29 protein-coding genes, 1 tRNA gene and 1 riboswitch are annotated in these 25,901 nt (G+C 69.0%); of the genes, 14 read left to right on the top strand and 16 right to left on the bottom strand.

All coding sequences use genetic code 11. The annotated features are described in order from the left end of the window. Window positions 1-7: 7 nt before the first annotated feature. The 4 genes from OG729_RS24730 to OG729_RS24715 form a co-directional block, all read right to left on the bottom strand. Complete coding sequence (locus tag OG729_RS24730; protein WP_360872680.1) at window positions 8-730, bottom strand: aldo/keto reductase; 723 nt, start codon at window positions 728-730, stop codon at window positions 8-10. Continuing rightward, entirely contained in the window at window positions 727-1,941 is a 1,215-nt protein-coding gene (locus OG729_RS24725) for a JmjC domain-containing protein (protein WP_360872683.1), read from the bottom strand. The genes OG729_RS24730 and OG729_RS24725 overlap by 4 nt, the downstream gene beginning before the upstream one ends. Before the next feature lie 9 nt (window positions 1,942-1,950). After that, window positions 1,951-2,118 (bottom strand): hypothetical protein, encoded by a 168-nt coding sequence (locus OG729_RS24720; protein WP_360872685.1) that lies wholly within the window; start codon window positions 2,116-2,118, stop codon window positions 1,951-1,953. 536 nt (window positions 2,119-2,654) lie between these two features. Next, window positions 2,655-3,146: an ATP-binding protein gene (locus OG729_RS24715; RefSeq protein ID WP_405808119.1), complete on the bottom strand. Its 492-nt coding sequence runs from the start codon at window positions 3,144-3,146 to the stop codon at window positions 2,655-2,657. Between the two features lie 249 nt (window positions 3,147-3,395). On the opposite strand from OG729_RS24715, the gene OG729_RS24710 reads away from it, so the two are divergent. The 4 genes from OG729_RS24710 (at window position 3,396) to OG729_RS24695 (ending at window position 7,037) form a co-directional block, all read left to right on the top strand. After that, complete coding sequence (locus OG729_RS24710) at window positions 3,396-4,739, top strand: transcriptional regulator (RefSeq protein WP_360872691.1); 1,344 nt, start codon at window positions 3,396-3,398, stop codon at window positions 4,737-4,739. Between the two features lie 137 nt (window positions 4,740-4,876). Next, a complete protein-coding gene (locus tag OG729_RS24705; RefSeq protein ID WP_360872694.1) occupies window positions 4,877-5,356 on the top strand; it encodes a hypothetical protein in 480 nt (159 codons plus the stop codon). Window positions 5,357-5,552: 196 nt separating this feature from the next. Then, window positions 5,553-5,852 carry a hypothetical protein gene (locus OG729_RS24700; protein ID WP_360872696.1) on the top strand — a complete coding sequence of 100 codons (300 nt, stop codon included), beginning with the start codon at window positions 5,553-5,555 and terminating at the stop codon, window positions 5,850-5,852. Window positions 5,853-6,263: 411 nt separating this feature from the next. Further along, the gene (locus tag OG729_RS24695) at window positions 6,264-7,037 is read left to right on the top strand and encodes an excalibur calcium-binding domain-containing protein (protein WP_360872699.1); all 774 of its coding nucleotides are present in this window, start codon (window positions 6,264-6,266) and stop codon (window positions 7,035-7,037) included. A gap of 235 nt (window positions 7,038-7,272) precedes the next feature. Here OG729_RS24695 and OG729_RS24690 read toward each other — a convergent pair whose 3' ends face one another. Further along, the gene (locus OG729_RS24690; protein WP_360872702.1) at window positions 7,273-7,764 is read right to left on the bottom strand and encodes a hypothetical protein; all 492 of its coding nucleotides are present in this window, start codon (window positions 7,762-7,764) and stop codon (window positions 7,273-7,275) included. A 170-nt stretch (window positions 7,765-7,934) separates the two neighbouring features. On the opposite strand from OG729_RS24690, the gene OG729_RS24685 reads away from it, so the two are divergent. Both OG729_RS24685 and OG729_RS24680 read left to right on the top strand, forming a co-directional pair. After that, window positions 7,935-8,891: a CHRD domain-containing protein gene (locus OG729_RS24685; protein ID WP_405808118.1), complete on the top strand. Its 957-nt coding sequence runs from the start codon at window positions 7,935-7,937 to the stop codon at window positions 8,889-8,891. 61 nt (window positions 8,892-8,952) lie between these two features. Further along, entirely contained in the window at window positions 8,953-9,258 is a 306-nt protein-coding gene (locus OG729_RS24680) for a hypothetical protein (RefSeq protein WP_360872707.1), read from the top strand. A 144-nt stretch (window positions 9,259-9,402) separates the two neighbouring features. Here the strand turns inward: OG729_RS24680 and OG729_RS24675 are convergent, their stop codons facing one another. Next, window positions 9,403-10,899 (bottom strand): DUF445 domain-containing protein, encoded by a 1,497-nt coding sequence (locus OG729_RS24675; RefSeq protein ID WP_405811268.1) that lies wholly within the window; start codon window positions 10,897-10,899, stop codon window positions 9,403-9,405. A gap of 126 nt (window positions 10,900-11,025) precedes the next feature. On the opposite strand from OG729_RS24675, the gene OG729_RS24670 reads away from it, so the two are divergent. The 3 genes from OG729_RS24670 (at window position 11,026) to OG729_RS24660 (ending at window position 14,305) form a co-directional block, all read left to right on the top strand. Then, window positions 11,026-11,535 (top strand): hypothetical protein, encoded by a 510-nt coding sequence (locus OG729_RS24670; RefSeq protein ID WP_405811470.1) that lies wholly within the window; start codon window positions 11,026-11,028, stop codon window positions 11,533-11,535. Window positions 11,536-11,876: 341 nt separating this feature from the next. Then, a complete protein-coding gene (locus OG729_RS24665; protein WP_405808117.1) occupies window positions 11,877-13,136 on the top strand; it encodes an SGNH/GDSL hydrolase family protein in 1,260 nt (419 codons plus the stop codon). Between the two features lie 26 nt (window positions 13,137-13,162). Next, window positions 13,163-14,305: a hypothetical protein gene (locus OG729_RS24660; protein WP_405808116.1), complete on the top strand. Its 1,143-nt coding sequence runs from the start codon at window positions 13,163-13,165 to the stop codon at window positions 14,303-14,305. 6 nt (window positions 14,306-14,311) lie between these two features. Here the strand turns inward: OG729_RS24660 and OG729_RS24655 are convergent, their stop codons facing one another. From OG729_RS24655 to OG729_RS24635, 5 genes are read right to left on the bottom strand one after another with little or no spacing between them, the layout of a single operon-like run. Beyond that, window positions 14,312-15,376, bottom strand: coding sequence for a hypothetical protein (locus OG729_RS24655; protein ID WP_405808115.1), 1,065 nt, complete (start codon window positions 15,374-15,376; stop codon window positions 14,312-14,314). Window positions 15,377-15,429: 53 nt separating this feature from the next. After that, the gene (locus OG729_RS24650; protein WP_405808114.1) at window positions 15,430-16,101 is read right to left on the bottom strand and encodes a DUF1707 domain-containing protein; all 672 of its coding nucleotides are present in this window, start codon (window positions 16,099-16,101) and stop codon (window positions 15,430-15,432) included. A 44-nt stretch (window positions 16,102-16,145) separates the two neighbouring features. Continuing rightward, window positions 16,146-17,108, bottom strand: a complete 963-nt coding sequence (locus OG729_RS24645) for an ATP-binding cassette domain-containing protein (RefSeq protein WP_360872725.1) — start codon at window positions 17,106-17,108, stop codon at window positions 16,146-16,148. A gap of 2 nt (window positions 17,109-17,110) precedes the next feature. Further along, window positions 17,111-17,887, bottom strand: a complete 777-nt coding sequence (locus OG729_RS24640) for an ABC transporter permease (protein WP_405811267.1) — start codon at window positions 17,885-17,887, stop codon at window positions 17,111-17,113. Window positions 17,888-17,906: 19 nt separating this feature from the next. Continuing rightward, complete coding sequence (locus OG729_RS24635; protein ID WP_360872728.1) at window positions 17,907-18,707, bottom strand: ABC-2 family transporter protein; 801 nt, start codon at window positions 18,705-18,707, stop codon at window positions 17,907-17,909. A gap of 203 nt (window positions 18,708-18,910) precedes the next feature. On the opposite strand from OG729_RS24635, the gene OG729_RS24630 reads away from it, so the two are divergent. Continuing rightward, entirely contained in the window at window positions 18,911-21,313 is a 2,403-nt protein-coding gene (locus tag OG729_RS24630; protein ID WP_405808113.1) for a transglycosylase domain-containing protein, read from the top strand. A 13-nt stretch (window positions 21,314-21,326) separates the two neighbouring features. On the opposite strand, the gene OG729_RS24625 is transcribed toward OG729_RS24630, so the two are convergent. The 3 genes from OG729_RS24625 to OG729_RS24615 form a co-directional block, all read right to left on the bottom strand. Beyond that, a complete protein-coding gene (locus OG729_RS24625) occupies window positions 21,327-21,647 on the bottom strand; it encodes a DMT family transporter (RefSeq protein ID WP_405808112.1) in 321 nt (106 codons plus the stop codon). Window positions 21,648-21,681: 34 nt separating this feature from the next. Beyond that, window positions 21,682-21,749, bottom strand: a riboswitch (guanidine-III (ykkC-III) riboswitch). A gap of 73 nt (window positions 21,750-21,822) precedes the next feature. Then, window positions 21,823-22,179: a GroES family chaperonin gene (locus OG729_RS24620; protein ID WP_404723631.1), complete on the bottom strand. Its 357-nt coding sequence runs from the start codon at window positions 22,177-22,179 to the stop codon at window positions 21,823-21,825. Window positions 22,180-22,243: 64 nt separating this feature from the next. Beyond that, window positions 22,244-22,564, bottom strand: a complete 321-nt coding sequence (locus OG729_RS24615) for a DUF3618 domain-containing protein (protein WP_360872871.1) — start codon at window positions 22,562-22,564, stop codon at window positions 22,244-22,246. A 139-nt stretch (window positions 22,565-22,703) separates the two neighbouring features. On the opposite strand from OG729_RS24615, the gene bcp reads away from it, so the two are divergent. The 4 genes from bcp (at window position 22,704) to OG729_RS24595 (ending at window position 24,780) form a co-directional block, all read left to right on the top strand. After that, on the top strand, window positions 22,704-23,171 hold the full coding sequence (gene bcp / locus OG729_RS24610; RefSeq protein WP_360872740.1) for a thioredoxin-dependent thiol peroxidase: 468 nt from the start codon (window positions 22,704-22,706) through the stop codon (window positions 23,169-23,171). 135 nt (window positions 23,172-23,306) lie between these two features. Then, complete coding sequence (locus OG729_RS24605; protein ID WP_405808111.1) at window positions 23,307-23,972, top strand: HNH endonuclease; 666 nt, start codon at window positions 23,307-23,309, stop codon at window positions 23,970-23,972. 2 nt (window positions 23,973-23,974) lie between these two features. Next, window positions 23,975-24,643 (top strand): HNH endonuclease, encoded by a 669-nt coding sequence (locus tag OG729_RS24600; RefSeq protein ID WP_405808110.1) that lies wholly within the window; start codon window positions 23,975-23,977, stop codon window positions 24,641-24,643. Between the two features lie 50 nt (window positions 24,644-24,693). Continuing rightward, window positions 24,694-24,780, top strand: a tRNA-Leu gene (locus OG729_RS24595). Between the two features lie 56 nt (window positions 24,781-24,836). On the opposite strand, the gene rdgB is transcribed toward OG729_RS24595, so the two are convergent. Beyond that, the gene (gene rdgB, locus OG729_RS24590) at window positions 24,837-25,439 is read right to left on the bottom strand and encodes an RdgB/HAM1 family non-canonical purine NTP pyrophosphatase (protein ID WP_405808109.1); all 603 of its coding nucleotides are present in this window, start codon (window positions 25,437-25,439) and stop codon (window positions 24,837-24,839) included. A 19-nt stretch (window positions 25,440-25,458) separates the two neighbouring features. Next, on the bottom strand, window positions 25,459-25,845 hold the full coding sequence (locus tag OG729_RS24585; protein ID WP_360872752.1) for a hypothetical protein: 387 nt from the start codon (window positions 25,843-25,845) through the stop codon (window positions 25,459-25,461). Window positions 25,846-25,901: the final 56 nt, after the last annotated feature.

Below are 25,901 nucleotides of genomic sequence, written 5' to 3'. Positions count from 1 at the left end.
CCGCGACTCATCCGCTCACCGTAGCCCTCCGGCGCAGCAACGCCCGGTACTGCTTCACCGTCTCGACGTTGACCTCCAGAGAGCTGGCACGCGCCAACTCGGCAAGGTGTTCGAGGTGCGAGGTGCCGACGGCAAGGCGAGCCACCTCCGGAATCGCGAAGGCTGCCGCGAGACCTGCCTGAAGTGCCGAGCCATGCTGCCCTGGAGCCAAGAACAGCGAGGTGTCGACGGTCGCCCATATTGGGTCTGCCGTATCTCCTGCGAATGGCGCCATGCCCCAGAGCTCTCGCGGACAAGTCCGTTCGACCAACTGCTCGCCAGCATCGAGCAGAGCGGCAGAAACAGTCAGGCCGGAACGGACCATGGCCACGTCTGGAGGTGGGATTTCCCAGGTTGATGCGAGCAGGTTCCGGGGGTCCCATGTTGAGATTCCCCAGGCCCGGCACAAGCCTGCCTCGCGCATCTGCGCCAGGGCAGCGCAGGCAGCTCCGAAGCCGTCGGGCGAGCATTCGGGGTTGTGCAGCAGCACGGTGTCCGGAATCCGTCCGAGCTCCCTGGCCGACTGCTCAACCGCCGCGCGAAGCTGCCCTGTATCGAGATCGTGGCCATCGGGGAAGTAGCCGACCTTCGTGGAAATGGAGAAGGCTGGGAGCAGGTCGGCGGCGATGCTCGCCAGGGTCCGGTGTGAGGCGAAGCGGCGGTAATTGAAGGCGGTGTCGAGAGCCGTCACGCCGAGCTTGAGGGCTTCTTCGAGAAGGTCACGGGTGTGACCAGTCCGGTGTAGCCCGAGGACGATTCTGCGGTCAGCGGTGCGCACAGCCCCTCCTTGATTAGAAGCTCGGCCAACGTCGTGAGGTCCGGGTTGCTGTCCGCGAGGTGAACCGGATGTCCCGAGAGCAGGGCGCGGAGGCCAGGCTCGGCCCGACTGTGGAAGGTGAGCCGCTTGCCTCCGGCGATCACCTGGACGGTGTCGTCGACAGTCGTCATCACCGGTTCGAACTCGGTGACAGCCGCGACCTCATCCAGCGGCCCGAACACTGGGATGTGCGGCATGTGTCGAGCCGGTGGCGTGTTCGCCCGTAGCTGCTTCAGGTAATGCCCCGGGTGATACTCGCGAGCAAGTGCAGCCAACTTTGCCGTCAGGACACTGTGTTGTGCCAGCCCCTCATTGCACTCCAGGTCGGTACGGAAGTCCTCGTCCGCGCGTGCGGCGTCAGAGAGGAAGTTGGCCCAGGTCACGCCGGTGCGCTTGGTGAGGCCGAAGGTCACGTGCAGGGAATGCCCCTCGCTTCCGGAGCCGATCCGGGTTGCGGTGTGCCAGTACCCGCGGGGTACATGCATGACGTCCCCGGCGGTCATGGTCCCGGCCCACAGGACTTCTTCCGGTTGGATCAGGTTGCGTTCGGCGTCCCGGTACATCGGCACGGGCCGAGACGGTCCGCGCACTTCCCAGGACTTCTCGCCGGACAACTGGACGGCGATCACGTCATGGTCGTCCCAGTGCAGGTGGAAGCCGTCGGTGTCGCCAACTGCCAGATATGCGTTGGCGGAAGCCAGTTCGCCCGACCACCAACCCAAGGCCCGGCACGCGATCTCCAGCGTCGGGTCGAAGAAGTCCACATGGTCGAGGACCACGGTTCCGCCGCCGTTGAGGACGCGGCCGAGAGCTGCCATGTCGGCCTGGTTCACCGCCTGCCTGCGCCGGTTGACGGCAGTGGACAGGAAGGCAGAGGGGTGTACTTCGTCGCCGTCGGCATAGCATCGCAGCTGCGGGTTGGACAGGTGGCGACGCTGGATGGTCTCCAGCAGCCGGTACGGCGTCATCAGCCGAGTGATCAGGTCCGGGTCCGCGAGGTGCCCGCGTGCGAACGCGGTGCCCACGGGTCCCGGCCCGCCCCAGCCAAGCGCCTTCTCGATTCCTGTGACGAGCCGGTGCTCCATGGGTTCCTCCTACTCCTTGGGAAGATTCAGATCGCGGTTGTCGCCGTCATCGCCCGCGCTGTTCTGCGAGCTGGTGACGTCGGAACGCTCTGCCTCGCTCCGGTCGTGAGCCGTTGCCAGCACTTCGACCGCGATCAGCAGGCCGACGTCCGTGCCGGCCTTTTCCTCGCTCTTCACCTGGTTCTCCCTTCAGTCAGGCCTCTCGGCGTGAAAGGCCATGCAAGGTGCTCGGATGCGCCACGGGGTGCATCCGCCGTGCTGTGATGCAGCCTGGTGCGCTTGGCACCAGGGCCCGCCCCCACGGCCGTGGAGATTCGAATAGCGCAGGGGCGGTGTTCAGTGGGCGGCGCTGTGTGCCGCACTCCTGCGGGCACGGCCAGTAACAGACAAGTTCGACGCGCCCCTCCTGGACAGGGCGCTGCCGTCCTTCCGCAGGTTGGTGTTCAGGACTCGTTGGTCCAGCTCGTACAGACAGGCACGGCAGGACATGAAGTCGGCGTGCATACCACTGGACTGGACCGGACCAATCCACGTCACCTCAACGTCACTGCGCCCGCACCAGAGCCAGCATTCGCCCTCCGCTTGCCAGTCATGGCGGTCCCACAGGGCGTCTGCAGTGGGCTCACCCGAAGCAGGGTCAATGTCTCGGCGGGTCGGCCGGTACACGACATCGGGGTCCGGAAGCGGCGATGCAGGTAAGTGATGCGGCGGCATCAGGCAACCGCCAAAGAGAAAGGCAGGACTGCGGGTCTGACATCAAGGCTTGGCCGGGTCGCGAAGAATCGGCGCAGAACTGCAGCACGGACCGCCGGCGCCGGCTTCGGGAGCGTGATCTCCGCCCAAACGCGTTTTCCGCGTTCGGTCGCCTCCCACCCCGATCGTGCCGCGAAGGAGGTCACCAGCCCGATGCCGCGCCCGCGCTCGTCTTCCTCCCCGGCAGTCCCCACAAGCGGCGCCCCGGGATTGCCGTCGTGGACTTCGATCACCAAGCAGCCAGGACGGTGGTAGAGGCCGACCGTGACCGGTCCCTCCCCATGAACTACCGCGTTGGTGACGAGCTCAGAGGCGACGAGACGGATTACGTCGGCCCTCTCGTCATCCAGCGGCACACCCCACGCTCGCACTCTCTCAACGACCGCGCACCGGGTAGGAGAGACCTCTCCTACCGTGCCCGTGAGGAAGATGCGACTGACGAGCGTAGGCATGGCAAACGCCTCCGAAGCGGGTAGAGAGCGGCTCCATCCCCGACGGGGGACACGGGGATGGAGCCGCCGATCTGAGTAGCCGAACCACTCTCTGTTCGAGCAGCCCCTGAGCGGCATGACACTCAGTCAACGGCCCCTGGGTGCAAGGGCGGAACGTTTCCAGGGGGTTCCTCTTGGGGACGGCCATCCGTAGACGTACCCACACAGGGAGTAGCCTCCGGACTACGCCATGAGAGACGGGGGGACGACGTGGCTGGTGAGCCGTTAGCAGTGCATCCGCTGACCTTCATCCGCCAAGTACAGGGATGGGGGAAGGCTGAATTTGCCCGACTCATGCAGGCCCGCGGGAAGCGGCTCGGCATCCCACTGGCGACCAACCGTACGACCGTATGGAAGTGGGAACAGGGGCAGGAGCCGGATGTCGATGCCCAGCTAGTGCTTGCTGACCTGCTGCGCGTCCCATTTGAGCGGGCCCAAACCGAGGGATGGCCGCGCTGGCTCCCTGTCTGGGAGGTAACGGGTCTAACTGCGCCCTGGAGTGAAGCCGGTACCGTTGAGGCATTGGCTGATCTCGTCGGGAGTGGTCACATGGATCGTCGGGGATTCCTCACCATCACGGGCGCCTCGCTCGCGGGACTGGCTGCGAGTTGGGCGGAGGCGCCATCCGCGTTCGCCTCAGCGCTCGATGGGGACCGCGTAACCGACAGAATGGTCTCGACTATCGAGCAGCGCGTAGGCACGCTCCGCACGCTTGATGACCAACTCGGGGGCGCCCGACTCCTGGAGCAAGCACGTGGTGACCTCGCTCTGATCTCCGGTCTCCTCAATGCCGGCCGATTCACGGAGCAAGTGGGCAGCCATCTATATGCGTTGGCGGCACGGGTGTCCCACCTGACAGGTTGGATGGCCTACGACGCGGGTCTGCGATCAGCCGGCCAGCAGTATTACGTGGGAGCCCTCCGCAGCGCCCGCACCGCCGGAGACGACGCCTTCGGGGCCTTCGTCCTCGCGGAGATGGGGGTCCACGTCTCTGAAGCCGGGCGGACGGCTGAACGAGTCGAACTCATCTCGACCGCCATCGACAACGCCCCTCGAATGTTGTCCCCGTATACCCAGTCATTCCTCTACCTGCACCGGGCCGAGGCGCTGTCCCGTGACGGCAAACACCAGAAGGCCGGCACAGCTCTGAATCGCGCCCTCTCCCTGTGGGACCGACGTACGGAGGAGGAAGTCCCCGACTGGCTTGACTGGTACGGAGAGGCACAACTGAAGTCGACCGAGGGCAAGGTAATGCTGCGCTCAGGCCAAGTGGAACGCGCCACCAGTTCCCTGGAGACCTCCGTCAAGAAGGCCGCGCCTCGGGACAAGGCCGTACGGTCCAGTCGGCTGGCCGAAGCCCGGCTTTCCGGCAACGACCTGGACGGAGCACTTGATGCCGCGAACTATGGCGCCGAACTCCTGGAAAGCCAAGTCAGCTCGATGCGAGCCCTGGGCCGGCTGAAGGAGTTCTCCGAGCAGCTCGACCCGCACCGGTCGGTTCCGGCCGTCCGCGAGTTCCGTGAGCGGCTCCATGCTCTGCCCGCAGCAGCCTGATCCAGGCCGCACTTGTCCACCGACACAATGAGACCAACGATGGCGTCCCGCCGATCGTGTAGTTGGCGAAGGCTGAGGGTTGGTGTTCCCACTACTTCAGGGAACGCTGGCCGCGTCCGAGTCGAGGAGTGACAGCGTTGGCCGAGAGTCCGGGTACCGATCCGGTATGCATGGCTTGCGGGCTCATTGCCGGTACCGAGTTCTTGCCGGGTGGGACGATCCTGAGAACCGGCACGTGGGTTGTTGAGCACTGCGTGGGGCCGCTGGGTCTTGGAACTCTGGTGGTCAAGCCCATCAGGCATGTGATCCATGTGGCCGACCTGACGGCAGACGAATCCAGTGAGCTCGGCCCACTGCTGCAGAGGGTCAGTTCTGCGGTCACTGCGACGATGGAGCCGGAGCAGGTCTACGTATGTCTCTGGTCCCATGCAGGCGCGGTGCCGGGGCACATTCACTTCGTGGTGCAACCCGCGCTCAAGGACGATCTCGCCCGGTACGACGCTTACGGGCCTGCGCTGCAGATGGCCATGTTTGATGCGGGGCATCTGCCGGATGAGGCGGCCGTGGCCGAGGTGTGCGCTCGCCTGCGGACGGTTCTCGCTGAGGCTGGGGACTGAGGCTGAGGTGTCCCGGCCGAGTGGATGGGGCGCAGATACGGCCCCGCGGAACGCCCGCCGTGACCAGCGGGTCATGACTCTCCACTGGTCGCCCGAATGGCCGACCCCGAGCGCGTAGTCCGCCCGAGCCGCCTAGCGTCGTCGTAAAGAGACGCCGGCTACCACGTCGGCGTCGAGACGGTTGAAAGGCCTTCCCATGGCGATCGCTATGTCCTTGCAGTGGCCCGGTCTCACCCCCGATCAGTACGACGCTGTGCGCGCCCGGGTTCGCTGGGAGGAGGAGCCTCCTGACGGGGCGGTCCTGCATGGGGCCTGGTTCAAACCCGATGGCCTGCACGTCTTCGACATCTGGGACTCCGAGGAGCAGTTCCAGCGCTTCATCGCCGAGAAGATCATGCCCGCGGTCAAGGAAGTCGGCATCGAGGGCGAGCCGCAGACCCAGATCTCCCCGCTGCACCGGCGTTTCGTGGCCCCCGGCGTCACTGGCGCTGCCTGACGCTTTGCCGCCCGCCCCCTGCGGCACCGCGATGGCGCTCGGGGCGCCGCGCTTCGAGGCCCCCGGCGCGGGTCAGAACTTGCCCAGCTGCTCCGCCGTGCGGCGCCCCAGCTGTGTGCTGAACTCCGCACAGAAATCCACACTGAGCGGCGGCCGGCCCCACACCGCGGCGCGCCTCCACGAAGGCGCCTCGCTCGCGCCGTCCTGGCGGCTCCAGCGTCACAGCCCGATCTCACTCTCCGCACACAGCTCGGCACACTTTCATCACAACTAGGCATCGGTCAGTCACAGTTGACACCCGATCACTTAAGCGGAATGTCATGCTCAGCTTCCCAGGTCGGACACATCATCTTTGGGGGGCACATGTCAGTGAGAAATATGGAAGGGCGCTTTGGGTGGGTTGCCTGTGCCGTGGCGATAGCCCTGGGGGTCGTGGGATGCGGTGACGGCAGCGAGAACGCGAAGCCCCTCGCGGCGACGTCCAGCCCCGCCGCGACGACGGCCGCACCCACGCCTTCTGTCGAGCCGGCACTCGATCTCGTCGACGACCAGGAGAGCGCCGACGCCGGGAAGGCGATCGAGGTGAAGGTGCTGGGCAACGACAGCGTCACACTCAAGGACGGTACGAAGTCGAACATCGAAGTCGCTCTGGCTGCGAGTGAGTTCACCGTCGTCGTGGACATCCCGCCGGCGCACGGGGCCGCCAAGGTAGACGGCGCCACCATCGTGTACACCTCCAGCCCGGGGTACGGGGGCGACGACGAGTTCACCTACCGCGTGGACGTGGCCGGGCAGCAGTTGACCGGGACCGCCGTCGTGCGGATCACCGTGGCCAAGCCGACGCCCACTCCTACGCCGAAGCCCGCCAAGCCGGAGGTTTCATACGCCAACTGCGATGCCGTACGGGCCGCCGGAGCCGCTCCCCTCCACGAGGGCGATCCGGGCTACGGACCGCATCTCGACCGGGACGGAGACGGCATCGGCTGTGAGACCTCGTCCGGTGGGGGCAGCGGGTCGACCGGCGGCGGAGGCGGTTCCGGCGGCGGGAGCGGCGGGGGCGGCGGAAGTACGTACTACGCCAACTGTGCCGCCGTACGCGCCGCCGGTGCCGCGCCCATTCACGCCGGGGAACCCGGCTACGGGCGGCACCTCGACCGCGACGGAGACGGCATCGGCTGCGAGTGAGTGAACGAGTGACGGCTGAGCGAGCCAGCGATGAGTGAGTGAGCCGCCGCATTCCCGGTAGCCGGCGCCTCGGGGGGAGTTGAGGACGAGCGGCTACCGGGAATGGGCATCGCCGCGACGGCCCAGGATGGGCTGGAGCCGTCGCAGGTCTATTAGGAAGTCCTGAATCAAGGATGGAATGAGGAATTCAGGATTGGTTGCACGGGAAAGATGAAGAGACGGTTAAATTCTCGGATCAGACCGCCTTCTTGATGAGCTTTCCGTCCGCCGCGATGACGAACCACTCGCCGTCCAGGCCCTGCCCGTTGACGTCCCCCGGTGTCGCGTCGCCCACGTAGTAGTACAGCGGCCAGTCCCCGTACGTCGCCTGTTCCGCGCCCTCGCCGAGCTTTGTCTCCTTCAGCAGCGCGGCCTTCGCGCCCGTGCCCGCCTGCACGTCCTTCGCCGATGTGAGCGCCGGCCACACCGCGATGCAGTCGGCGTCGCACTTGCTCGCGCCGGGCTTGTCCTTGGTGAATCCGTACAGCGTACGGCCGGAATCGTCGACCAGGATGCGGCCGAGTGACGAGTCGGCGACCTTGACGAAGGCGGACGCGGCGGGCTTCTGCGCGGGCTTGGCCGCGTCGTCCGAGTCGCCGTCCGACGAGCCCCCGCAGGCGGTCAGCGTGAGCAGTGCCAGTGCGCCGGCCGCAGCCGCGGCGAGCATGGTGGATCGGTTCCTGCGCATGGTGGTCCCCCGTTGATGTGTTTTCTCTGTACACCCGGTTGTACGGCGGCAACTGATCGGCGGTTCAATCGAATTCCAGATTCTTCTCGTTGAACGTGGCGAGCTGACGGGCCGTACTCCATCGCGACCGGCCCAATGCAGAAGCCGGTTCCAACGGGAGGACGAAACTAATGCAGAAGCGTTATCTTGCTGTTACCGCAACCGCAATTGTGCTTGGTGTTGCGGGTGTTACTCCGGCAGTCGCGCACGGTGGACACAGCGGGCATGGCGGTCAGGGCTCGGACAGCAGCTCGGACAGCAGCGCGAGTACCTTCACCAAGCCCTCCAGCGGGCACGCCGTCGCCTTCGCCGCGCATCTCTCCGGTGCCAACGAGGTGCCCGTCGCCGGCGGGCCCGCGGTCAACGACCCCGACGGCAAGGCTCTCGCCCTCGTCAAGGTGAAGGGCGATCGCGTCACCTTCGCCCTTCAGTGGAAGGGCTTCACGCCGAGCCTCGGGCACATCCACGAGGGCGTCGCCGGGAAGAACGGCGCGGTCAAGGTCCCGCTCTTCGGCACCGCGATGCCCGACTCCGTGAGTTCGGCGGCCGGGCAGGTGGCCATCACCGACGCCAAGCTGGCCGAGAGCATCCGTAACAACCCCTCCGGCTTCTACGTCAATCTGCACAGCGCCGAGTTCCCGGGCGGAGCCGTACGAGGGCAGCTCAAGCCGCTCCACCAGAACGTCAACCCGCTCGACATCATCAAGGGCGGCAAGCTGAGGGCGCTGTCCAACGGCGACCAGGAGGTCCCGAAGAACGACGCGTCCAAGGTGGGCGACCCGGACGGGCACGCGATCACGTTTCTGCAGCCGAAGGGCACGAGCGTCGGCTACTCGCTCGCCTGGATCAACATCAAGGCCCCCACCAACGGTCACATCCACAAGGGCCGGTTCGGCAAGAACGGCGACGTCGTCTTCAACTTCTTCAACCGGCCCGTGCCGGACGGGATCTTCGCCGTCTCCGGGAAGATCGACGGTCAGAACCCGGACGTCGTCAAGCGCGTCCGATCCAACCCGGGCAACTACTACTCCAACATCCACACCTCCGAGTTCCCCGACGGCGCGGTGCGGGGGCAGCTCTTCCACTGAGACGCCTGAGACGTCATAGGCTCGGACCTGTCCGAGTCAATGGCAGTGGGAGGCGGCAGCGATGGCCAGGGTTCCGGCGGCAGCGGTGGCGGCGAGTGGGCTCGTCGGTGGGTACGGGATCGCCCGGTGGACCAAGAAGCGTCCGCTCGGTGGTGTCGCCCTCGCGGCAGCCGGGGCCGTCGCTGCGCGTCAGTGGCACCAGGCCGCGGGCGGCAGGGCCGCAGCCGGCCTGAGTGCCGCCTACGTCGCGGCCTTCGCCGGGTCGCACCCGCTGGCCAGGAAAGTAGGCGCCTGGCCCGCGGTGTTCGCCGTGGCGGGAGGGGTGGCCATAGCCTCGTGGGCCGTCACCCGCCGGGCTGCGATATAGCTGCGGGCCAGGGCCCGTCCTCCGGATCAGCCAGGCAGGCTCCGGGAGACGGGCCCTCGGCGCCTGAACGCTTCGGTCCCGCCGTACGTACTCCTTGGCACCTCCCCCAGGTGGCTGGGCGCGGGACCGTACGGCAGGGTCCGGTCACGCGCCCAGTCCGTGTGCCACGGTGTAGATCAGCAGGCCGGCCATCGCGCCGACCACCGTGCCGTTGATCCGGATGAACTGCAGGTCCCGTCCGATGTGCGCCTCGATCTTGCGTGAGGTGTGCTCGGCGTCCCAGCTCGCGACCGTCTCCGAGATCAGCGAAGTGATCTCGGTGCGGTAGGTCGTCACCAGGTAGACCGCGGCGTCCTCGACCCAGCCCTCCAGCTTCGACTGGAGCCGGCTGTCCGTCGCCAGCCGCGCGCCGAGCGAGAGCAGGGATGCGCGGGCGCGCAGCCGGAGTTCGCTGCGGTCGTCCTCGGCGGCGGAGATGATCATGGTTCGTACGGAGGACCAGGCGCTGGCGATCACATCCTGGACCTCGGCGCGGGCCAGCAGGTCCGACTTCATACGCTCCACCCGGGTGCGGGTGTCCGTGTCCGACTGCAGGTCCGCGGCGAAATCGGCCAGGAAGCGGTCGATCGCGCCCCGGGCGGGGTGGCCGGGCATGTCGCGCATCTCTTTAACGAAGCGGAGCAGTTCCCTGTAAACGCGCTCGCCTACCTTGCGGTCGACGAAGCGTGGGGTCCAGCCCGGTGCGCCGCCCTCGACGGCGTCCATCACCGAGTCGGAGTGGAGGACGAGCCAGTCGTGTGCGCGGGCACAGATGAGGTCGACGGCGCGGTGGTGGGCGCCGTCGGCGACGACTTTCTCCAGTGTCTTGCCGATGCCGGGGGCGATCTCCGCGTTGTCGGCACGACGGGTGATGGCCTCGCCGACAACCGCCTGGACGTCGGAGTCACGGAGCACGGTGAGCGCGCCGCGCAGGGCGGTGGAGAGCTCGGCGGTGACCCGGTCGGCGTGGGCGGGCTCGGCGAGCCAGGCGCCGAGGCGACTGCCGATGCCGAGGGCGTGCAGGCGGGCCCGTACGACGTCCGCGGAGAGGAAGTTCTCCCCCACGAAGAAGCCGAGCGAGGCGCCGAGCTGGTCCTTCTTGTTCGGGATGATCGCGGTGTGCGGGATGGGGATGCCGAGGGGGTGGCGGAAGAGGGCGGTGACGGCGAACCAGTCGGCCAGGGCGCCGACCATGCCGGCCTCGGCGGCTGCGGCGACGTAGCCGGCCCAGGGGCCGGCGCCGGAGTTCTTCGCCCAGGTGGCGAGGACGAAGATGAGCGCGACGAGGAGGAGCAGGCCGGTGGCGGTGAGCTTCATATGGCGTACGCCGCGCTGCTTTTCGGCGTCCGCGTCGGTGTAGGCGAAGGAGGGAAGGGGCGCGATACGGCGCCCCTCGGCCTGCTGCCCACGGCCGTCCCGCGCCCGGCCCGCGTCGCCTCCGGGCTGTCCTCGTCGGTCGGCCCCGCCGACGTCGCCTCCGGGCTGTTCTCGTCGGTCGGCCCCGTCGACATCGACTCGGGTCGAGCCTGGCCGGTCGGCCCCGTCCACGGTGCTTTTCGGCAAGGCGGGCCGGTCGGCCCGGCCGCCGTCGGCTTGCGGCAGCCCTGGCCGACCGGCCGGACCCGCATCGCCTTTCGCCGAGCCGGGCTCCCCGGTTCGCCCAGCCCCGGCCGGCCGGCGCTGCTTGTCCGGCCGGCCGCGTCGGTCTGTCTGGCTCGGCTGGTCCGGGTGGCCAGTCTCGGGCGGCTGGCCCCGCTCGCCCTGCTGATCTGCCGAGCCCGGCTGGCCAGACTGACCGGGCTCGTCCGCCTGGCTTCGCCGGTCTGCCTGGTCCGGCTGGTCTGGGTGGCCCGCCTCGGGCGGCTGGCTCCGCTGGTTCTGCTGGTCCGGCTCACCGTGCTGATCGGGCCGGTCCGGCTGGACCGACTCACCGGCTCGGGGGTGGACCGGCCGGCCCGGCTTGCCGGCCCGGGGGTGGACCGGCCGCGTGCCGGCCAACTTCCCCTGCCGTTCCTGCCGAGGGTGCTCCGCCGCCGTGGTCGGCTCGCGCGATTGTCCCGGCCGGTCTCCCTGGTCCGGCTCGTCCGCCTGGCCCCGCCTGTCCCGCTGCTCCGGCTGCTCCGGCTCGCCCCGTCGGTCTGTCTGGCCCGGCTGCTCCGGCTCGCCCGCCTGGCCTCCACCCCGCCGGTCCGCCTCCCCCGGCCGCGTCGGCCCGCCCGCGCGGTCCGGCGGGTCTGACTCCCGGGCCCGGCCGGGACGGCTCGTCCCGCTTGCCCCGTCCCGGCGCTCCGGCCCGCCCGTTTCGCCCGCCCGGTCCGTCCGGCCCACGGGATCCGGTCGGCCCAGCCCCCCGGCCTGCGCCGATTCGCCGGTCCGACCCGGGTCACCCGCCTGCCCCGACCACGTCGGCCCGCCCGCCCGGCCCCGGTCGTCCGGTCGGCCCGGCTCGGCCGGCTGTTCCGTTCCTGAAGCTTCCATACCGCTCCACCCGTCAGCGCGCGCCCCGTACGCATTGTCCTTACCTCAGGTACTCCTGGGGCGCCCATCGAGTTCCCCGCAACATGTCCCATCATGTGCTCATGAACATGCGCCGCGGGTACGCGAGCACCATGCCCCGCGGGTACGCGATCCTCGCCGCCCTCATCAGCCTGGTCGTGCTCGTCTGCGGCGCGATATACCTCGGCGTCGGGCCCGCCCACGGCGGGACCGCCGGGCGAACGCCGCCCCACGCGGTCGTCGGCTGGGTCGGGACCTGGGCCGCCGCGCCCGTCGAGGCCCGGACGGAGGGACACCGCTCCGAGCGGTCCGTACGCAATGTCGTGCACACCAGCATCGGGGGGAGCGCCGCCCGGGTCACCCTGTCCAATCTCCTCGGTCGCCGCCCCCTCACCGTCGCCCATGTCTCGCTCGCCCTCCGCGCGGGCAACGGCCCCGCCGCTGTGCCGGGGACCCTGCGGGCGGTGACGTTCCAGGGGGCCACCGCCGTCACCATCGCGGCCGGGGCGCAGTCCATGAGCGACCCGGTCGCCATGGATGTCCCGTACGACCGCGATCTCCTCGTCACCGTCCACACGCCCGCCGGCCACGGGACCGTCACCGTCCACCCCCGGGCGCGGCAGACCTCGTACGTCGCGGACGGCGACCGTACGCGGGACCTCACCGGCGACGCGTACACCACCCGGACCCGCGTCTGGCAGTACCTCACCGCCGTCGATGTGCTGACCGGCGACGCCCGGGGCGCGGTCGTCGCCGTCGGGGACTCGATCACCGACGGCGTCACTTCCACGGCCGACACCAATCGCCGCTGGCCGGACGTCCTCGCCGACCGGCTCAACCGTCGCGGCACCGGCCACTACGGCGTACTCAACGAGGGCATCAGCGGCAACCGTCTCCTCCACGACGGCCGCGGGCCCAGCACGATCGCCCGCTTCGACCGCGATGTGCTCGCGCGGCCCGGGGCGCGGACGGTGATCCTCGCGATCGGCATCAACGACCTGCTGCACGGCCCGGGAACCCCGGCCGCCGCCCCCGTCACGGCCGGGCTCGCCCGGCTCGCCCACCGGGCGCACGCACACGGCCTGCGGGTCATCGGCGCGACGCTGCTGCCGTGCGGCGGGCACCACCGCTGTACGCCCGCAGTCGACGCCGTACGCGGACAGATCAACGCGGCCATCCGTACGAGCCGGGTCTTCGACGCGGTCGTCGACTTCGACCGCGCGCTGCGCGATCCGTACGCACCCGCCCGGCTGCGCCCGGCGTACGACAGCGGGGACCATCTCCACCCGAGCGACGCCGGATACGCGCGCATGGGGCGGGCGGTGGACCCGGCGCGGCTGTGACGGCGGGCGCTCGCTAACCTCCTCGGATGCGCATGCGCGAATGGTTCAGGCAGGGCGGGCGGCGGCGAATACTCGCCGTGGCGCTGCCGGTTGTGGTCCTTGCGGCGGCAGCCGGAACAGCCGTCGCCCTGACAGCCGGGGACGACGCAAAGCCGTGCTGGAAGGTCCCGGCGGCCACCGCAGCCCTCGCCGAGAACCACGCGGCAGCCACGAAGGCCCTCGACCCCGGTGACGATCTGTCCCGGTACAAGGTCATGAGCGGGCTGCTGAGCAAAGAGCATCTGCACGCATGCGACGGGCAGGGCGCCATCCTCGGCAAGGTTGTCCTGAACGCCTCCACCGGCGGCGCGGGCACTCCGCACACCCTTGGACAGGCACGGGTCGCGTACGCCGCGGCATCGGCGCTCTCCGAGGAGAGCGATCCGCTGCCCGCCGGGATGAGCCCGTACGTCGCCCGGCTTCTCGCCGACTACATCGTCGACGTACAGCGCACCTGGTACGGCAGCCCTGACCGCAAGGACTTCTTCCAGCCCGCCGGGACGTACCAGGAGAGCCGCGAGTGGGCCGGTGACTTCCCCAACCGCCAGGACGCCACGGCCGCCTTCAGCTTCAAGAGCGATCTCTACGACACCGACGTGTTCTTCGAGCGGGTGATCGGCAGGTTCGCCGCCGACCCGGAGGCCTTCGCCGTCCTCTACGACGCCTACCGTGCCCACTTCGCGTACTACCTCGAGCGGCTGAGCAGCGAAGGCGCGGTGCCGAGGCTGCGCGACGACAAGTACAGCACGAGCAAGCTCGGGGCCGATCTCGATCTGGGCATGGACGCCCGCAGCATCGGCTCACTCGTACAGCGGCGCGCGAACGCCGCCCACGACGGCACCATCCGCGATGCGGCCGCCTTCAACCGGGCCGTACAGAAGCTCAGCCGCGGCGTCTTCCCCGCCGCGTCCAAGCCGGTCACCAGCACACCGCCGATGGGCGACATCACGCGCCGGGCGGCGGCGGGCGGTGCGAAGCCCCGGGCCATGGCACTGCTGGACGGCCGCCACCAGCTCTACGCCGTACTCGAACAGTGGGGCAAGGACCGCAAGATCTCTGCGGGTCGGATCGCCGATCTGCGGGTCAAGATCGACGACTCGTTCGTCAACGGGATGCTGGAAGTCCGCTGACCTCAACTACCGTTTGGCAGCCGGGAGTTCGCGGGTCGGCAGGGCGAGATCCTTGCAGCCGCCGTGCCGCTTCACCTGGTCCTGCGCGAAGGCCGTCAGCAGCGCACGCAGCTGCGGGGCCTTGATCCCCGCGTCCTCGTCCGCGCCCGCCTCGAAGTTCGCCGCCTCGGCGTCGCACCTGGCCTTTGCCCGGCCCCAGTTGGCGGTCAGCACCGGACGGGTCTTCCAGCCGTCCGCCGCCGAGGACCCGTGGCGGGCCGCGGCCTCGCTGAAGGGACCCTCGCTCCAGTCCCCGTACCAGGCGTTGAAGACCAGCCGCGGCCGCTCCTCGCCGTCACGGTGCAGCTCGCAGCGGCTCACGGGCGCGGCGTCGTTCGCCGCGACGCGCACCGTCCACCCGGCGCCCGTGGGCAACTTCGCGCCGCTCAGCCAGGAACAGGCGGTGCCTGCCACGGCGGACAGTGCCACCGGCTTCGACTCACCGGGCAGCGCATGCTTCGGGGCCTTCAGCGGCTCGGCGCCGCAACCGAGCTTCTTCGACGCCTGGTTGGCCAGCGCGACCGCGGTCCGCAGCAGCGCGTCGGGCTGCTCCTCCATCGCGTCGCGCTCCGCCGACGTACGCACGAGCAGGCGGCGCGGCCTCCCCTCCATGTCCTTGCCCAGGTCCGGACAGCTCACCAGCAGCCGCACCCGGCCCTCGTCCGTGAAGCCCGGCAGCCCCTCCGGCAGCGCGCCGACGGAGCGCGCGGTCCCGTCGTAGAAGACGGTCTTCATCGCCAGGTCCTGGCTGTCCCGGTCGGTGTGCGCGAGCGCGCTGACGCCCTTGGCCCGGTAGCTGTCCTCATGGATGAGCGCGCAGCTGTAGACGCCGAGCTCCTCGTTGAAGTACTCGTAGTCGGAGTCCAGGTGCTCGCCGTCCGGGATCAGTTTGTCGACGGCCTCGTCCGGCATCGCCCCGCCGCAGACCCGGCTCGCCAGCCACCAGTCGTTGGCGTACGGCCTCACGAAATACCCGACGGCGGCCAGCACGACCGCGGCGACCACGCCGACCTTGACCCACCGCGGCAACATCCCAGCCCCCGTCGTACCGTCTCAGCAACCCGACCGACGGGACACTACCGGGCTCAGCCGAGCTCCTTGCGGTCGCCCTTCTCCAGCTTCGACCGCTGCTCCGCCTTGAGCCGCTGCTTCTCGGCCCGGGTGCGCTTGCGCTCCACGCCCACCCCGCCCATCAGCGCAAAGCCCGTAATCTTCACGCGCGGCGCCGCCGGGTCGGGGGCGGACTCGACGCTGCCGTGTTCGCCGAAGCCGCCCATCAAACCGATGCCGCTGACCTCGACGTTCAGGCCGGGCGGTACGACGATCTGGACCCCGCCCATGATGGCGAAGCAGCGGATCACCGTCTCGCGGTCCTCGAACCGGGCCTCGCGCAGGTCGAGTTCGCCGCCGCCCATCATCGTGAAAGAGGTGAACCGCCGGGCCACGGTCCAGGTGCCCTTGCGGCCGAAGCCGCCCCAGAAGGCGAACGCGACCTTGGAAGTGGCCGGTCCGCCCACGCGCCGCGCCCAGGCGCCGGAGCCGGTGGCGAGCGCCGGAGCCGCCGCTGCCGTGCCCGCCGGGAGGTCGCTGACCAGCGGCTCCAACTCGCCGTGCGTACGCGCCGTGTAGGCCGCTTCCAGGCGCTGCTCGAACTCCTCCATGTCGAGCCGCCCCTCCGCCACCGCGTCTCGCAGCCGCTCGGCAACCCGCTCGCGCTCGGCGTCGGAAGCACGCATCTCAGGGAGTTCGCTCGTCATGGACGAAAGCCTAGGCCCTGGGTGCGCCGCGCTCACAGACCCGATCACAGACCCGGGCGTTCGGCGTACATCTTCGCGATCACGGCCTCGATGTCCGGCTCCCGCACCGACAGATCCACCAGCGGGTACTTGTCGGCGACCGCGGCCACCACCGGGGCCGCCGACTGGGCCGCCGGGAACGCCAGCCACTGACGCGGACCTTCTATCTTCACCGTGCGGGCCAGATCCAGCACGATCGGCGGCATCTCCCGCTCCAGGTCCACCACCAGGGTCCGCTCGCTCTCCCCCACCTCGTGGAGTCCGGCGAGCGCCCCGTCGTACATCAGCCGCCCGTGGTCGATAACCATCACGCGCTTGCACAGCTGCTCGATGTCGGTCAGATCGTGCGTGGTGAGCAGCACGGTGGTGCCCCGCTCGGCGTTCAGGTCGCGCAGAAAGTCCCGGACCCTCGCCTTGGAGATCACATCGAGGCCGATCGTCGGCTCGTCGAGATAGAGCACCTCGGGGTCGTGCAGCAGAGCCGCCGCGATGTCCCCGCGCATCCGCTGCCCGAGCGAGAGCTGACGCACCGGCACGTCCAACAGCTCGGCCAGGTCGAGGAGTTCGACACACCGGTCGAGATTTTCACGGAATCGCCGGTCGGGGATCCGGTACATGCGATGCACCAGCCGGTACGAGTCCTTCAGCGGCAGGTCCCACCACAGGGTCGTACGCTGCCCGAAGACCACGCCGATCCGCTGCGCAAGACGCGTACGCTCCCGGGACGGGTCGATGCCCGCCACCCGCAGCCGTCCTCCGCTCGGGGTGAGAATGCCGGTGAGCATCTTGATGGTGGTGGACTTCCCGGCGCCGTTGGGTCCGATGTAGCCGACCATCTCGCCGCGCGGGACGCGGAAGCTGATCCCGTCGACGGCCCGCACCTGGTGCTTCTCGCGGCGCAGCCGACCCGCCTTGCGCCGTACCTCGAAGACCTTCTCCACCCCGTCGAGCTCAATGAAGTCCGCCATGGTCAGCTCCCTGTGCTCCGGTACGAACGAAGGGCCACCCGCCAGGCCAGTGCGGCCAGTGCGCAGCACAGCCCGGCGACGAGAGGCGCCAGGAACGCCAACCAGTCGGGCAGGCCGGCGGGGGCGTCGCGCCCCAGGACATAGAGCGCGGGCAGCCAGTTGACGAAGGCCAGCGGTACGACGTAGACGACGCCGCGCACCAGGTCCTGGGCGAAAATCGTCGGCGGGTACTGCAACAGCGTATTGCCGCCGTAGGTAAAGGAGTTGGTGACCTCCGAGGCGTCCTGCGCCAAGAACTGGAAGGACGCACCCGCCACCATCACCGCCGAGAAGATCAGCGCGCCGCAGACCACCATCAGCGGCATCATCGCCACCTTCGCGGCAGTCCACTCCACATCGACGATCACCACCGACCAGATCAGCACCAGCAGCCCCTGGCTCATCCGTCCGAGGCGGCGCAGCGCGAACCGGTCCGCCGCCACCTGCGCAAGCACCGGCACCGGCCGTACGAGCAGCGTGTCGAGCGTCCCGTCCCGCACCCGCTTGCCCAGCCTGTTGACCTGCCCCATCGCCAGGTCCGCGAGCCCGAAGGCGGTGCTGGTGGTGCCGTAGAGGAAGGAAACCTCGGCGAAGGAGAAGCCGCCCAAGCCCTCCACCTGACTGAACATCAGCACGATGACCACGAAGTCGAAGATCGTCGCGGTGAAGTTGGAGAAGAGGGTCATCGCGAAGGAGAAGCGGTACGTCATCGTGGAGCGCACCCACATCGCGGCGATCATCCGGTACGTACGCCAGGACTCACCCACCCTGCACCACCACCCTGCGGGTGGCCGCGGACTGCACCAGCCGCCCCGCAGCCAGCAGGACGACCGCCCAGCCGAGCTGGAACGCGTACGCCTGCACCAGCCCCCACCCCGTGCGCTTCTCCAGGAAGACATCCGCCGGGATCTGGAGCATCGACGCCCAGGGCAGCGCCCGTGCGACCTCGCCGAGCACGCCCGGGAAGACGGTCAGCGGCAGCAGCATCCCGGAGAAGAACATGCCCGCGAGCCACGCGACCTGGGCCGTGCCCGCGCCGTCCATCGTCCAGAACGCGCTCAGCGCCACCAGGTACCAGACCGCGAAGCTCACGGTCACGCCCAGCGCCACCGACAGCAGGAAGGCCGGCCAGGTGAGCGGCCTGGACGGCAGCGCGAGATCGAAGGCGAACGCGCCGACGACCATCGGCAGCACGCCGCGCCCGAGCAGATGGAAGGCGGCCCGCCCCAAGTTGGCGGAGAACCACCACAGTTGGAGGTCGACGGGCCGGTAGAGATCGATGGCGATGTCGCCCGTCCTGATCCGCTCGATCAGCTCGTCCTCGAAGCCGCCGCCCATCAGTCCGGCGGTGGCCAGCAGCGCCTGGCCGATCCACACATAGGCGAGCGCCTCGGGCATGTCGTACCCACCCAGGTGGGGCCGCTCGTCCCAGAGGGCTGTATAGGTGTACGCCAGGATGAAGCCGAAGACGGTGTTGGTGAACACCCCCGCCGCCGTGGCCATCCGGTACGTCGCATGGCGCCGGAAGCCACCCGCCGCAACGGCCGCGTACAGCCGCACCTCGACCCCCTCCGCCTGCAGGCACCAAAGCGCACGACCCTAGCCCACGGCCGCGCGCCGCCGCGACAGCTTTTCGGCCGGGGGTCCGGGGGTGTCCGCGGAAGAAGCGGCATGGCCGGGAGGTGAGGGTCCCCCGGAAAGATGCAGCACGTCAGGAGGTCCGGCTCCGAGGGATATCCCGGCCAAAAGGGCAGTATGGGCGTATGAGCGACGAGCCACAGCAGCAGGGCTGGACACCCCGGGACGCGACCGTCGCAGATCCCGTCGGACAGGAGCCGGCACCGGGTACGCAGGGCGGCCGGCCCCGCCCGGGGCGCACCGGCCGGCGTCGCTTCGTCCCCACCTGGCGCACCGTGCTCGGCACGATCCTGCTCGTCGCACTGCTGCTGATCGGCCTCTTCCTGGCCGGCTACATGCTCGTCGACATCCCGCCCGCCAACGCCGCGGCCACCGCCCAGTCCAATGTCTATCTCTACAAGGACGGCACCCAGATCGCCCGCGACGGCGAGGTCAACCGCGAGAACGTGACGCTCGCGCAAGTCCCCCTGACGGTGCAAAGGGCCGTACTGGCCGCCGAGGACCGGGACTTCTACTCCGAGCGGGCCGTCGACCCCAAGGCGATGACCCGCGCCGCCTGGAACACCCTGACCGGCAAGGGCAAGCAGTCCGGCTCCACCATCACCCAGCAGTACGTCAAGAACTACTACCTGGGCCAGGAGCAGACGATCTCGCGGAAGTGGAAAGAGTTCTTCATCGCGATCAAGCTGGGCCGCGAGGAGAGCAAGAGCGACATCCTGGAGGGCTATCTCAACACCAGCTACTTCGGACGCAACGCGTACGGCATCCAGGCCGCCGCCCAGGCGTACTACGGCATGGACATCGAGGACCTCGACACCGCGAAGGGCGCCTATCTCGCCTCGCTGCTCAACGCCCCGAGCGCGTACGACGTCGCCACGCACCCGGAGAACCGGGCGGCCGCCCTCGACCGCTGGAACTACACGCTCGACGGCATGGTCAAGAAGCACTGGCTCAGCCCCGCCGACCGTGCGGCCATGAAGTTCCCCGCGCCGGGAACCGCCAGGCCCGCGACCGGTCTTTCCGGCCAGCGCGGCCATATCGTCCAGGCCGTCGAGGACTACCTCACCAACAACAAGATCATCGACGAGAACACGCTGGCCACCGGCGGCTACCGGATCACCACCACGCTGGAGCGCAAGAAGCAGGACGCCTTCACCAACGCGGTGAAGGACCAGGTGATGTCCAAGCTGGACAAGGACCGTAAGGCGGACCGCAATGTGCGCGTCGGCGGCGCCTCCATCGACCCGGCCACCGGCAAGGTCGTCGCCATGTACGGCGGGGTCGACTACACCAAGCAGTACGTCAACAACGCCACCCGCCACGACTACCAAGTCGGCTCCACCTTCAAGCCGTTCGTCTTCACCGCCGCCGTCGAGAACGCCTCGACCACGCAGGACGGCCGGCCCATCACCCCCAACACGGTCTACGACGGCACCAACAGGCGTACGGTCGAGGGCTGGAGCGGCAAGCCGTACGCCCCCGCCAACGAGGACGACATCTCGTACGGCCCGATCACCGTCCGCACCGCCACCGACAAGTCCGTCAACGCGGTGTACGCACAGATGGCCATGGACGTCGGACCCGCCAAGGTGAAACAGACCGCGATCGACCTCGGGATCCCGGCGAACACGCCGGATCTCACCGCCTCCCCCTCCATTGCCCTGGGTCCCGCCACGGCGAGCGTCCTCGACCTGACGGAGGCGTACGCGACCCTCGCCAACCACGGCGCGCACGGCACGTACACCCTCGTCGAGAAGGTCACCAAGAACGGCACGGACATCCGGCTGCCCAAGGAGGACAGGACACAGGCCGTCACCCGGGAGGCCGCCGACACGACGACGTCGATCCTTCAGAGCGTGGTCGACGGCGGCACGGGCACCGCCGCCCAGTCGGCGGGCCGCCCGGCCGCCGGCAAGACGGGCACGGCGGAGGAGGACAAGGCCGCCTGGTTCGCGGGGTATACGCCGAATCTGGCGACGGTGGTCGCGGTGATGGGCCAGGACCCGGACACGGGCGTGCAGAAGCCGCTGTACGGGGCGATGGGACTGCCGCGGATCAACGGCGGCGGGGCGCCGGCGAAGATCTGGGGCCAGTTCACGGGCGCCGCGCTGGAGGGGACCCCGATCGAGGAGTTCGACCTGCAACTGCAGGAGGGCGCGGAGGAGGTGGAGCCGCCGGTGGAGCCGGAGCCGCCGACCGAGTCCTCGCAGGAGCCGAGCACGCCGGGCCCGACCGAGGGCGGGAACCAGGGGCAGGACCAGGGGCAGACGCAGGGCCAGGACCAAGGACAGGACCAGGGGCAGGACCAAGGACAGACGCAAGGCGAGAACCAGGGCCAGAACCAGGGCCAGATCAACGGCGGGACGACGAGCGGCACGGACAGCGGCGGCGGGACGACGACCGGCACCACCGACGGTTCAGACGCAACGGGCGGTACGAGCGACGGAGGGCCGACGACCGGCGGCGGCACGGACGACGGAGGCGCAGGCAGCAAGCCCACGCCCATCCGCCCGCCCCGGACTCAGTGACCGTCGCCCACCGTCAGTGCCCCGAGGTCGCCTTCAGCCCGACCACCGCGACCAGCAGCAGACAGACGAAGAAGATCCGAGCGGCAGTCGCCGGCTCGTTCAGCGCGACCATGCCGACGACCGCGGCACCGGCCGCACCGATGCCGACCCATACGCCGTACGCGGTGCCGATCGGCAGGGTCTTGGCGGCATACGACAGCAGCACCATGCTGGCGACGATCCCGAGGCCGGTGATCACGCTCGGCCACAGCCGGGTGAACCCGTCGGTGAACTTCATCCCGATCGACCAGCCGACCTCGAGCAGACCGGCGACAAGAAGAAGAACCCAGGCCATGACGGCACCTCCGAACGAGAACGCGGAATCAACAGGTGCGTCGTCTTTGCGGGCAACCCGGTACGGCGCGTCTCGTCGGGATCGCACAAACATAGCAAAGGGCATGTAAAGGGGCGTTCAAGGAGCATACGAAAGGGCTGGTGACATCCGCCACCAGCCCTCTCACCTGCGGTTCTTACAGATACAGCCCGGTGGAGTCCTCGGAGCCCTGGAAACGGTCGGCGGCGACCGCGTGCAGATCGCGCTCCCTCATCAGTACGTACGCCACACCCCGCACCTCGACCTCGGCGCGGTCCTCGGGGTCGTACAGCACCCGGTCGCCCGGCTCCACGGTCCGTACGTTCTGCCCGACCGCGACCACCTCGGCCCAGGCCAGCCGCCGGCCCACCGCCGCGGTCGCCGGAATGACGATGCCGCCGCTGGAACGCCGCTCGCCCTCCGGGATGTCGGTCCTCACCAGCACGCGGTCGTGCAGCATCCGGATGGGGAGCTTGTCGTGGGTGGGGCTGTGCTCATTGCTGTTGGGGCTCACGTGTCGAACCTACCTGCCCCGGAGCGTTTCGTAGGCCCGAGGGTCACGCCCGGCCGCCCGAGGCTCACGCCCGGCGCCTTTTCATGGAGAACGCGAGCAGCCCCACCAGGCCCACGGCCACCAGCGCCACCGGCAGCACTCGCTCCAGCCGCGGGGCGCCGTCCTCCTTCACGAACTGCGCCCTGACGTCGGACACCGTGCGGTTCACCGCGACGAAGGCGCGGCCCGCCGTCTGGTCCACGGTCGAGGCGATCCTTGCCCTGGCGTCGCCGATGACCGTCTTCGGGTGCACGCGCACCCCGATCTCGTCGAGCGTCTCGGCAAGCTGCTCGCGCCTGCGGACGATGTCCGCCTCGATCTGCGCAGGGGTCCTGGCATCCGACACCGCGCTGCCTCCGTGGTCGTGGGTGGTCATCCTTCCTCGACAGTCTGTCAGCTCGGCCGCCCCCGCACCCCACGGCACCCCTATTACGCTCGACGGCGTACACCCACACGTCCCCCGAGCACGTCCTTCGAGGAGAACCATGAGCGAGCGACTCCAGCCCGGCGACACCGCCCCTGCCTTCACCCTGCCCGACGCGGACGGCAACGAGGTCTCGCTCGCGGACCACAAGGGCCGGAAGGTCATCGTGTACTTCTACCCGGCGGCACTGACCCCCGGCTGCACCAAGCAGGCCTGCGACTTCACGGACAACCTGGAGCTGCTGGCGGGCGCGGGCTACGACGTCATCGGCGTCTCCCCGGACAAGCCGGAGAAGCTGGCGAAGTTCCGCGAGAAGGAGAGCCTGAAGGTCACGCTGGTCGGCGACCCGTCCAAGGAGACGCTGGAGGCGTACGGCGCCTTCGGCGAGAAGAAGCTGTACGGCAAGACGGTGACGGGTGTGATCCGCTCGACGGTCGTCGTGGACGAGGAGGGCAAGGTCGAGCGGGCGCTGTACAACGTGAAGGCGACCGGCCATGTCGCCAAGATCATCAAGGACTTGGGCATCTGAGCCCCGGCTCCCTTGGGAATGGCCCGTACTGCGCGAGCGGTACGGGCCATTCCGCATTCCGGGCGTGACCATCCGATAACCGGTTCGTTACTCAGTGCGAGATGGCGAACACGCAGCCGGATGCGGAGGGGAACCATGCGGGTGAGTCCGTACACACACAAGCGCCTGACCGAGGCGGCCAGTTCGTCGCGGACACTGTCCGAGGCGCTGACGAAGCTGGGGGTGGATCCGAACAGCCCCACCAGGCGCTATGTCCGTGACCGCATGACCAAAGCAGGGGTGGACACCTCGCACTTCGAGCGCGAAGGCGCGCGGTGGACGAGTGACGTCCTGGAGCCGGTGGTCGCGGCCTCGACAAGCATGTGCGAGGTGCTGCGGCGGCTCGGGCTCGAGGTAGTGGGCGGGCACCACACCCACATCAGCCGCCGGGTCAAGACGCTGGGCATCGACACATCGCATTTCACCCCACCGAGTCGGGCCGGAGAATCGAGGTCACGCCGGACCCCCCAGGCACTGCTCGTGGAACAGGCCCCCGGAAGCGCCCGCCGTATTCCGAGCGAGCGGCTGAGACCGGCCATGACGGCACTCGGTGTGGCGGAACGCTGCGCGCTCTGCGGCACGGAGCCGTTCTGGCGTGGGCGCCCCCTGCCGCTGGAGGTGGATCATGTCGATGGCGACTGGCGGAACAACCGTCCGGAGAACCTGCGCTTTCTCTGCCCCAATTGCCACTCGGCAACGGACACTTATCGCGGCAGGGGCAAGGCGCGTCGGGCCACGGCTTCACACAGCACGAAGAGCTGACGATGAGCCAGACGCGCCGGTACACAAGGGACCTTCTGACCGAGGCGGCCGAGCAGTGCGCCGACATCGAAGAAGTGATCGCCTTTCTGGGCACCCAGCCGTACGGAAACCTACGACGACACCTACGCAAGCGCTTCGAAGACTTCGACATCGACATCTCACACTTTCCACCACCCCGGCGCGGTCCTCACGGCGTCAAGGCACTGCCGAGCGCCGGCGAACTGAAGCAGGCAGTCGCCCAGTCGACTTCCATAGCGGGTGCCCTGCGCGTCCTGGAGCGCCCGGACAACACCAGAGTCCGCAGGCTCTTCCATCAGTTGATCGCGGAGTACGGAATCGACACATCGCACTTCCTCGGGCAGGCCCACCAGCGGGGCAAGCCCAGCCCGGCGGCCAAGCCGCCGGGAGAAGTGCTGGTGAAGCACCAGCACGGCCGTCGCACGAAGACCGCACTGTTGCGTCGGGCTCTGCGCGAGATCGGCGTTCCCGAAAGATGCGACGAATGCGGGACAGGCCCTGAGTGGCTCGGGAGGCCGATCACGCTCGAGGTCGACCACCTCAATGGCGACTGGAGCGACGACCGGCGCCGGAATCTTCGGCTGCTGTGCCCCAATTGCCACGCAATCACAGATACCTGGTGCCGGGGAGGGAAGCGTCGCGGCAGTCGGTGAGAACACACGCGCCACAGCTACCGGCATCCCGCTACGATGGCTCGCGACCGGCGGCCGTTGCTGAATTGGCATAAGCGCGACACTTAGGATGTCGTGGGAGAAATCCCATGTGGGTTCGAGTCCCACCGGCCGCACCACGCGGGAGGGCAGCTCACAGAGGTGAGCCGCCCTCCTGCATGCTTACGCTCCGGCGTCAGCCCAAGAGCTCCCGCACCACCGGGACCAGCGCCCGGAACGCCTTGCCGCGGTGGCTGATCGCGTTCTTCTCCTCCGCGGTCAGCTGCGCGCACGTCACGTCGTACCCCTCCGGCTGCAGGATCGGGTCGTAGCCGAAGCCGTTCGTGCCCACCGGCTCGTGGCGCAGGGTGCCGAGCAGGCGGCCCTCGACGACACGCTGCGTACCGTCCGGGAGGGCGAGGGCCGCCGCGCAGGCGAAGTGGGCGGCACGGTGAGCGTCGTCGATGTCGGAGAGCTGGGCCAGCAGCAGATTCAGATTGGCGGTGTCGTCGCCGTGGCCGCCGGCCCAGCGGGCGGAGAAGATGCCGGGCGCGCCGCCGAGGACGTCGACGCAGAGGCCGGAGTCGTCGGCGACGGCCGGCAGGCCGGTGGCCCGAGCCAGGGCGTGCGCCTTCAGCAGTGCGTTCTCGACGAAGGTGACGCCGGTTTCCTTGACGTCGGGGATGTCGGGGTAGGCATCCGCGCCGACGAGGTCGTGACTGAGGCCCGCGTCGGCGAGGATGGCCCTGAGTTCGGTGATTTTCCCGGCGTTGCGGGTGGCGAGGATCAGACGGGTCATGCCCCTGATTATCAGGGCGCTACCCGGGCGTGCAGACCTTGCCGATCTCGGCCGCCGCATCGGTGACCGGCGTGATGTCCGGAGTGTTGTCGCCGTTCTCGATCGACTTGCGGACATTGTCGACACCGGTGTTGAGGTCGTCGACGGCCTTGCTCAGGTCGGCGTTGTCGGTCTTGTCGCTGAGGCTCTTCAGTTCCTTGTCGATGTCGTTGAGCGCCTCGCGGGCCTGCGTCGGGTCGTCGGCGGCGCTGGAGACCGCCTGCTGGAGCTTGTCGACGCTGGTGGCGATCGCGTCGGCGGTCTCGACGCAGTCGAGGGCCTTGTCGATGGCGCTGCAGCCGACCGTGATCGGTACGACCAGTGCGGCGGTGGCGAGCGTGAGTGCTATGCGGCGGCGCGCAGGCATGGAACTGTCCTCCCCGGATACGGACGGGCGCACGGTTCGGCCCGTGCGCCCGTGAA

This window comes from Streptomyces sp. NBC_00210 (genome assembly GCF_045160975.1).
Taxonomy (GTDB): Bacteria; Actinomycetota; Actinomycetes; order Streptomycetales; family Streptomycetaceae; genus Streptomyces.
The sequence above is the reverse complement of the archived record's forward strand: the minus strand, read 5'-3'. Positions and strand labels throughout refer to the sequence as shown.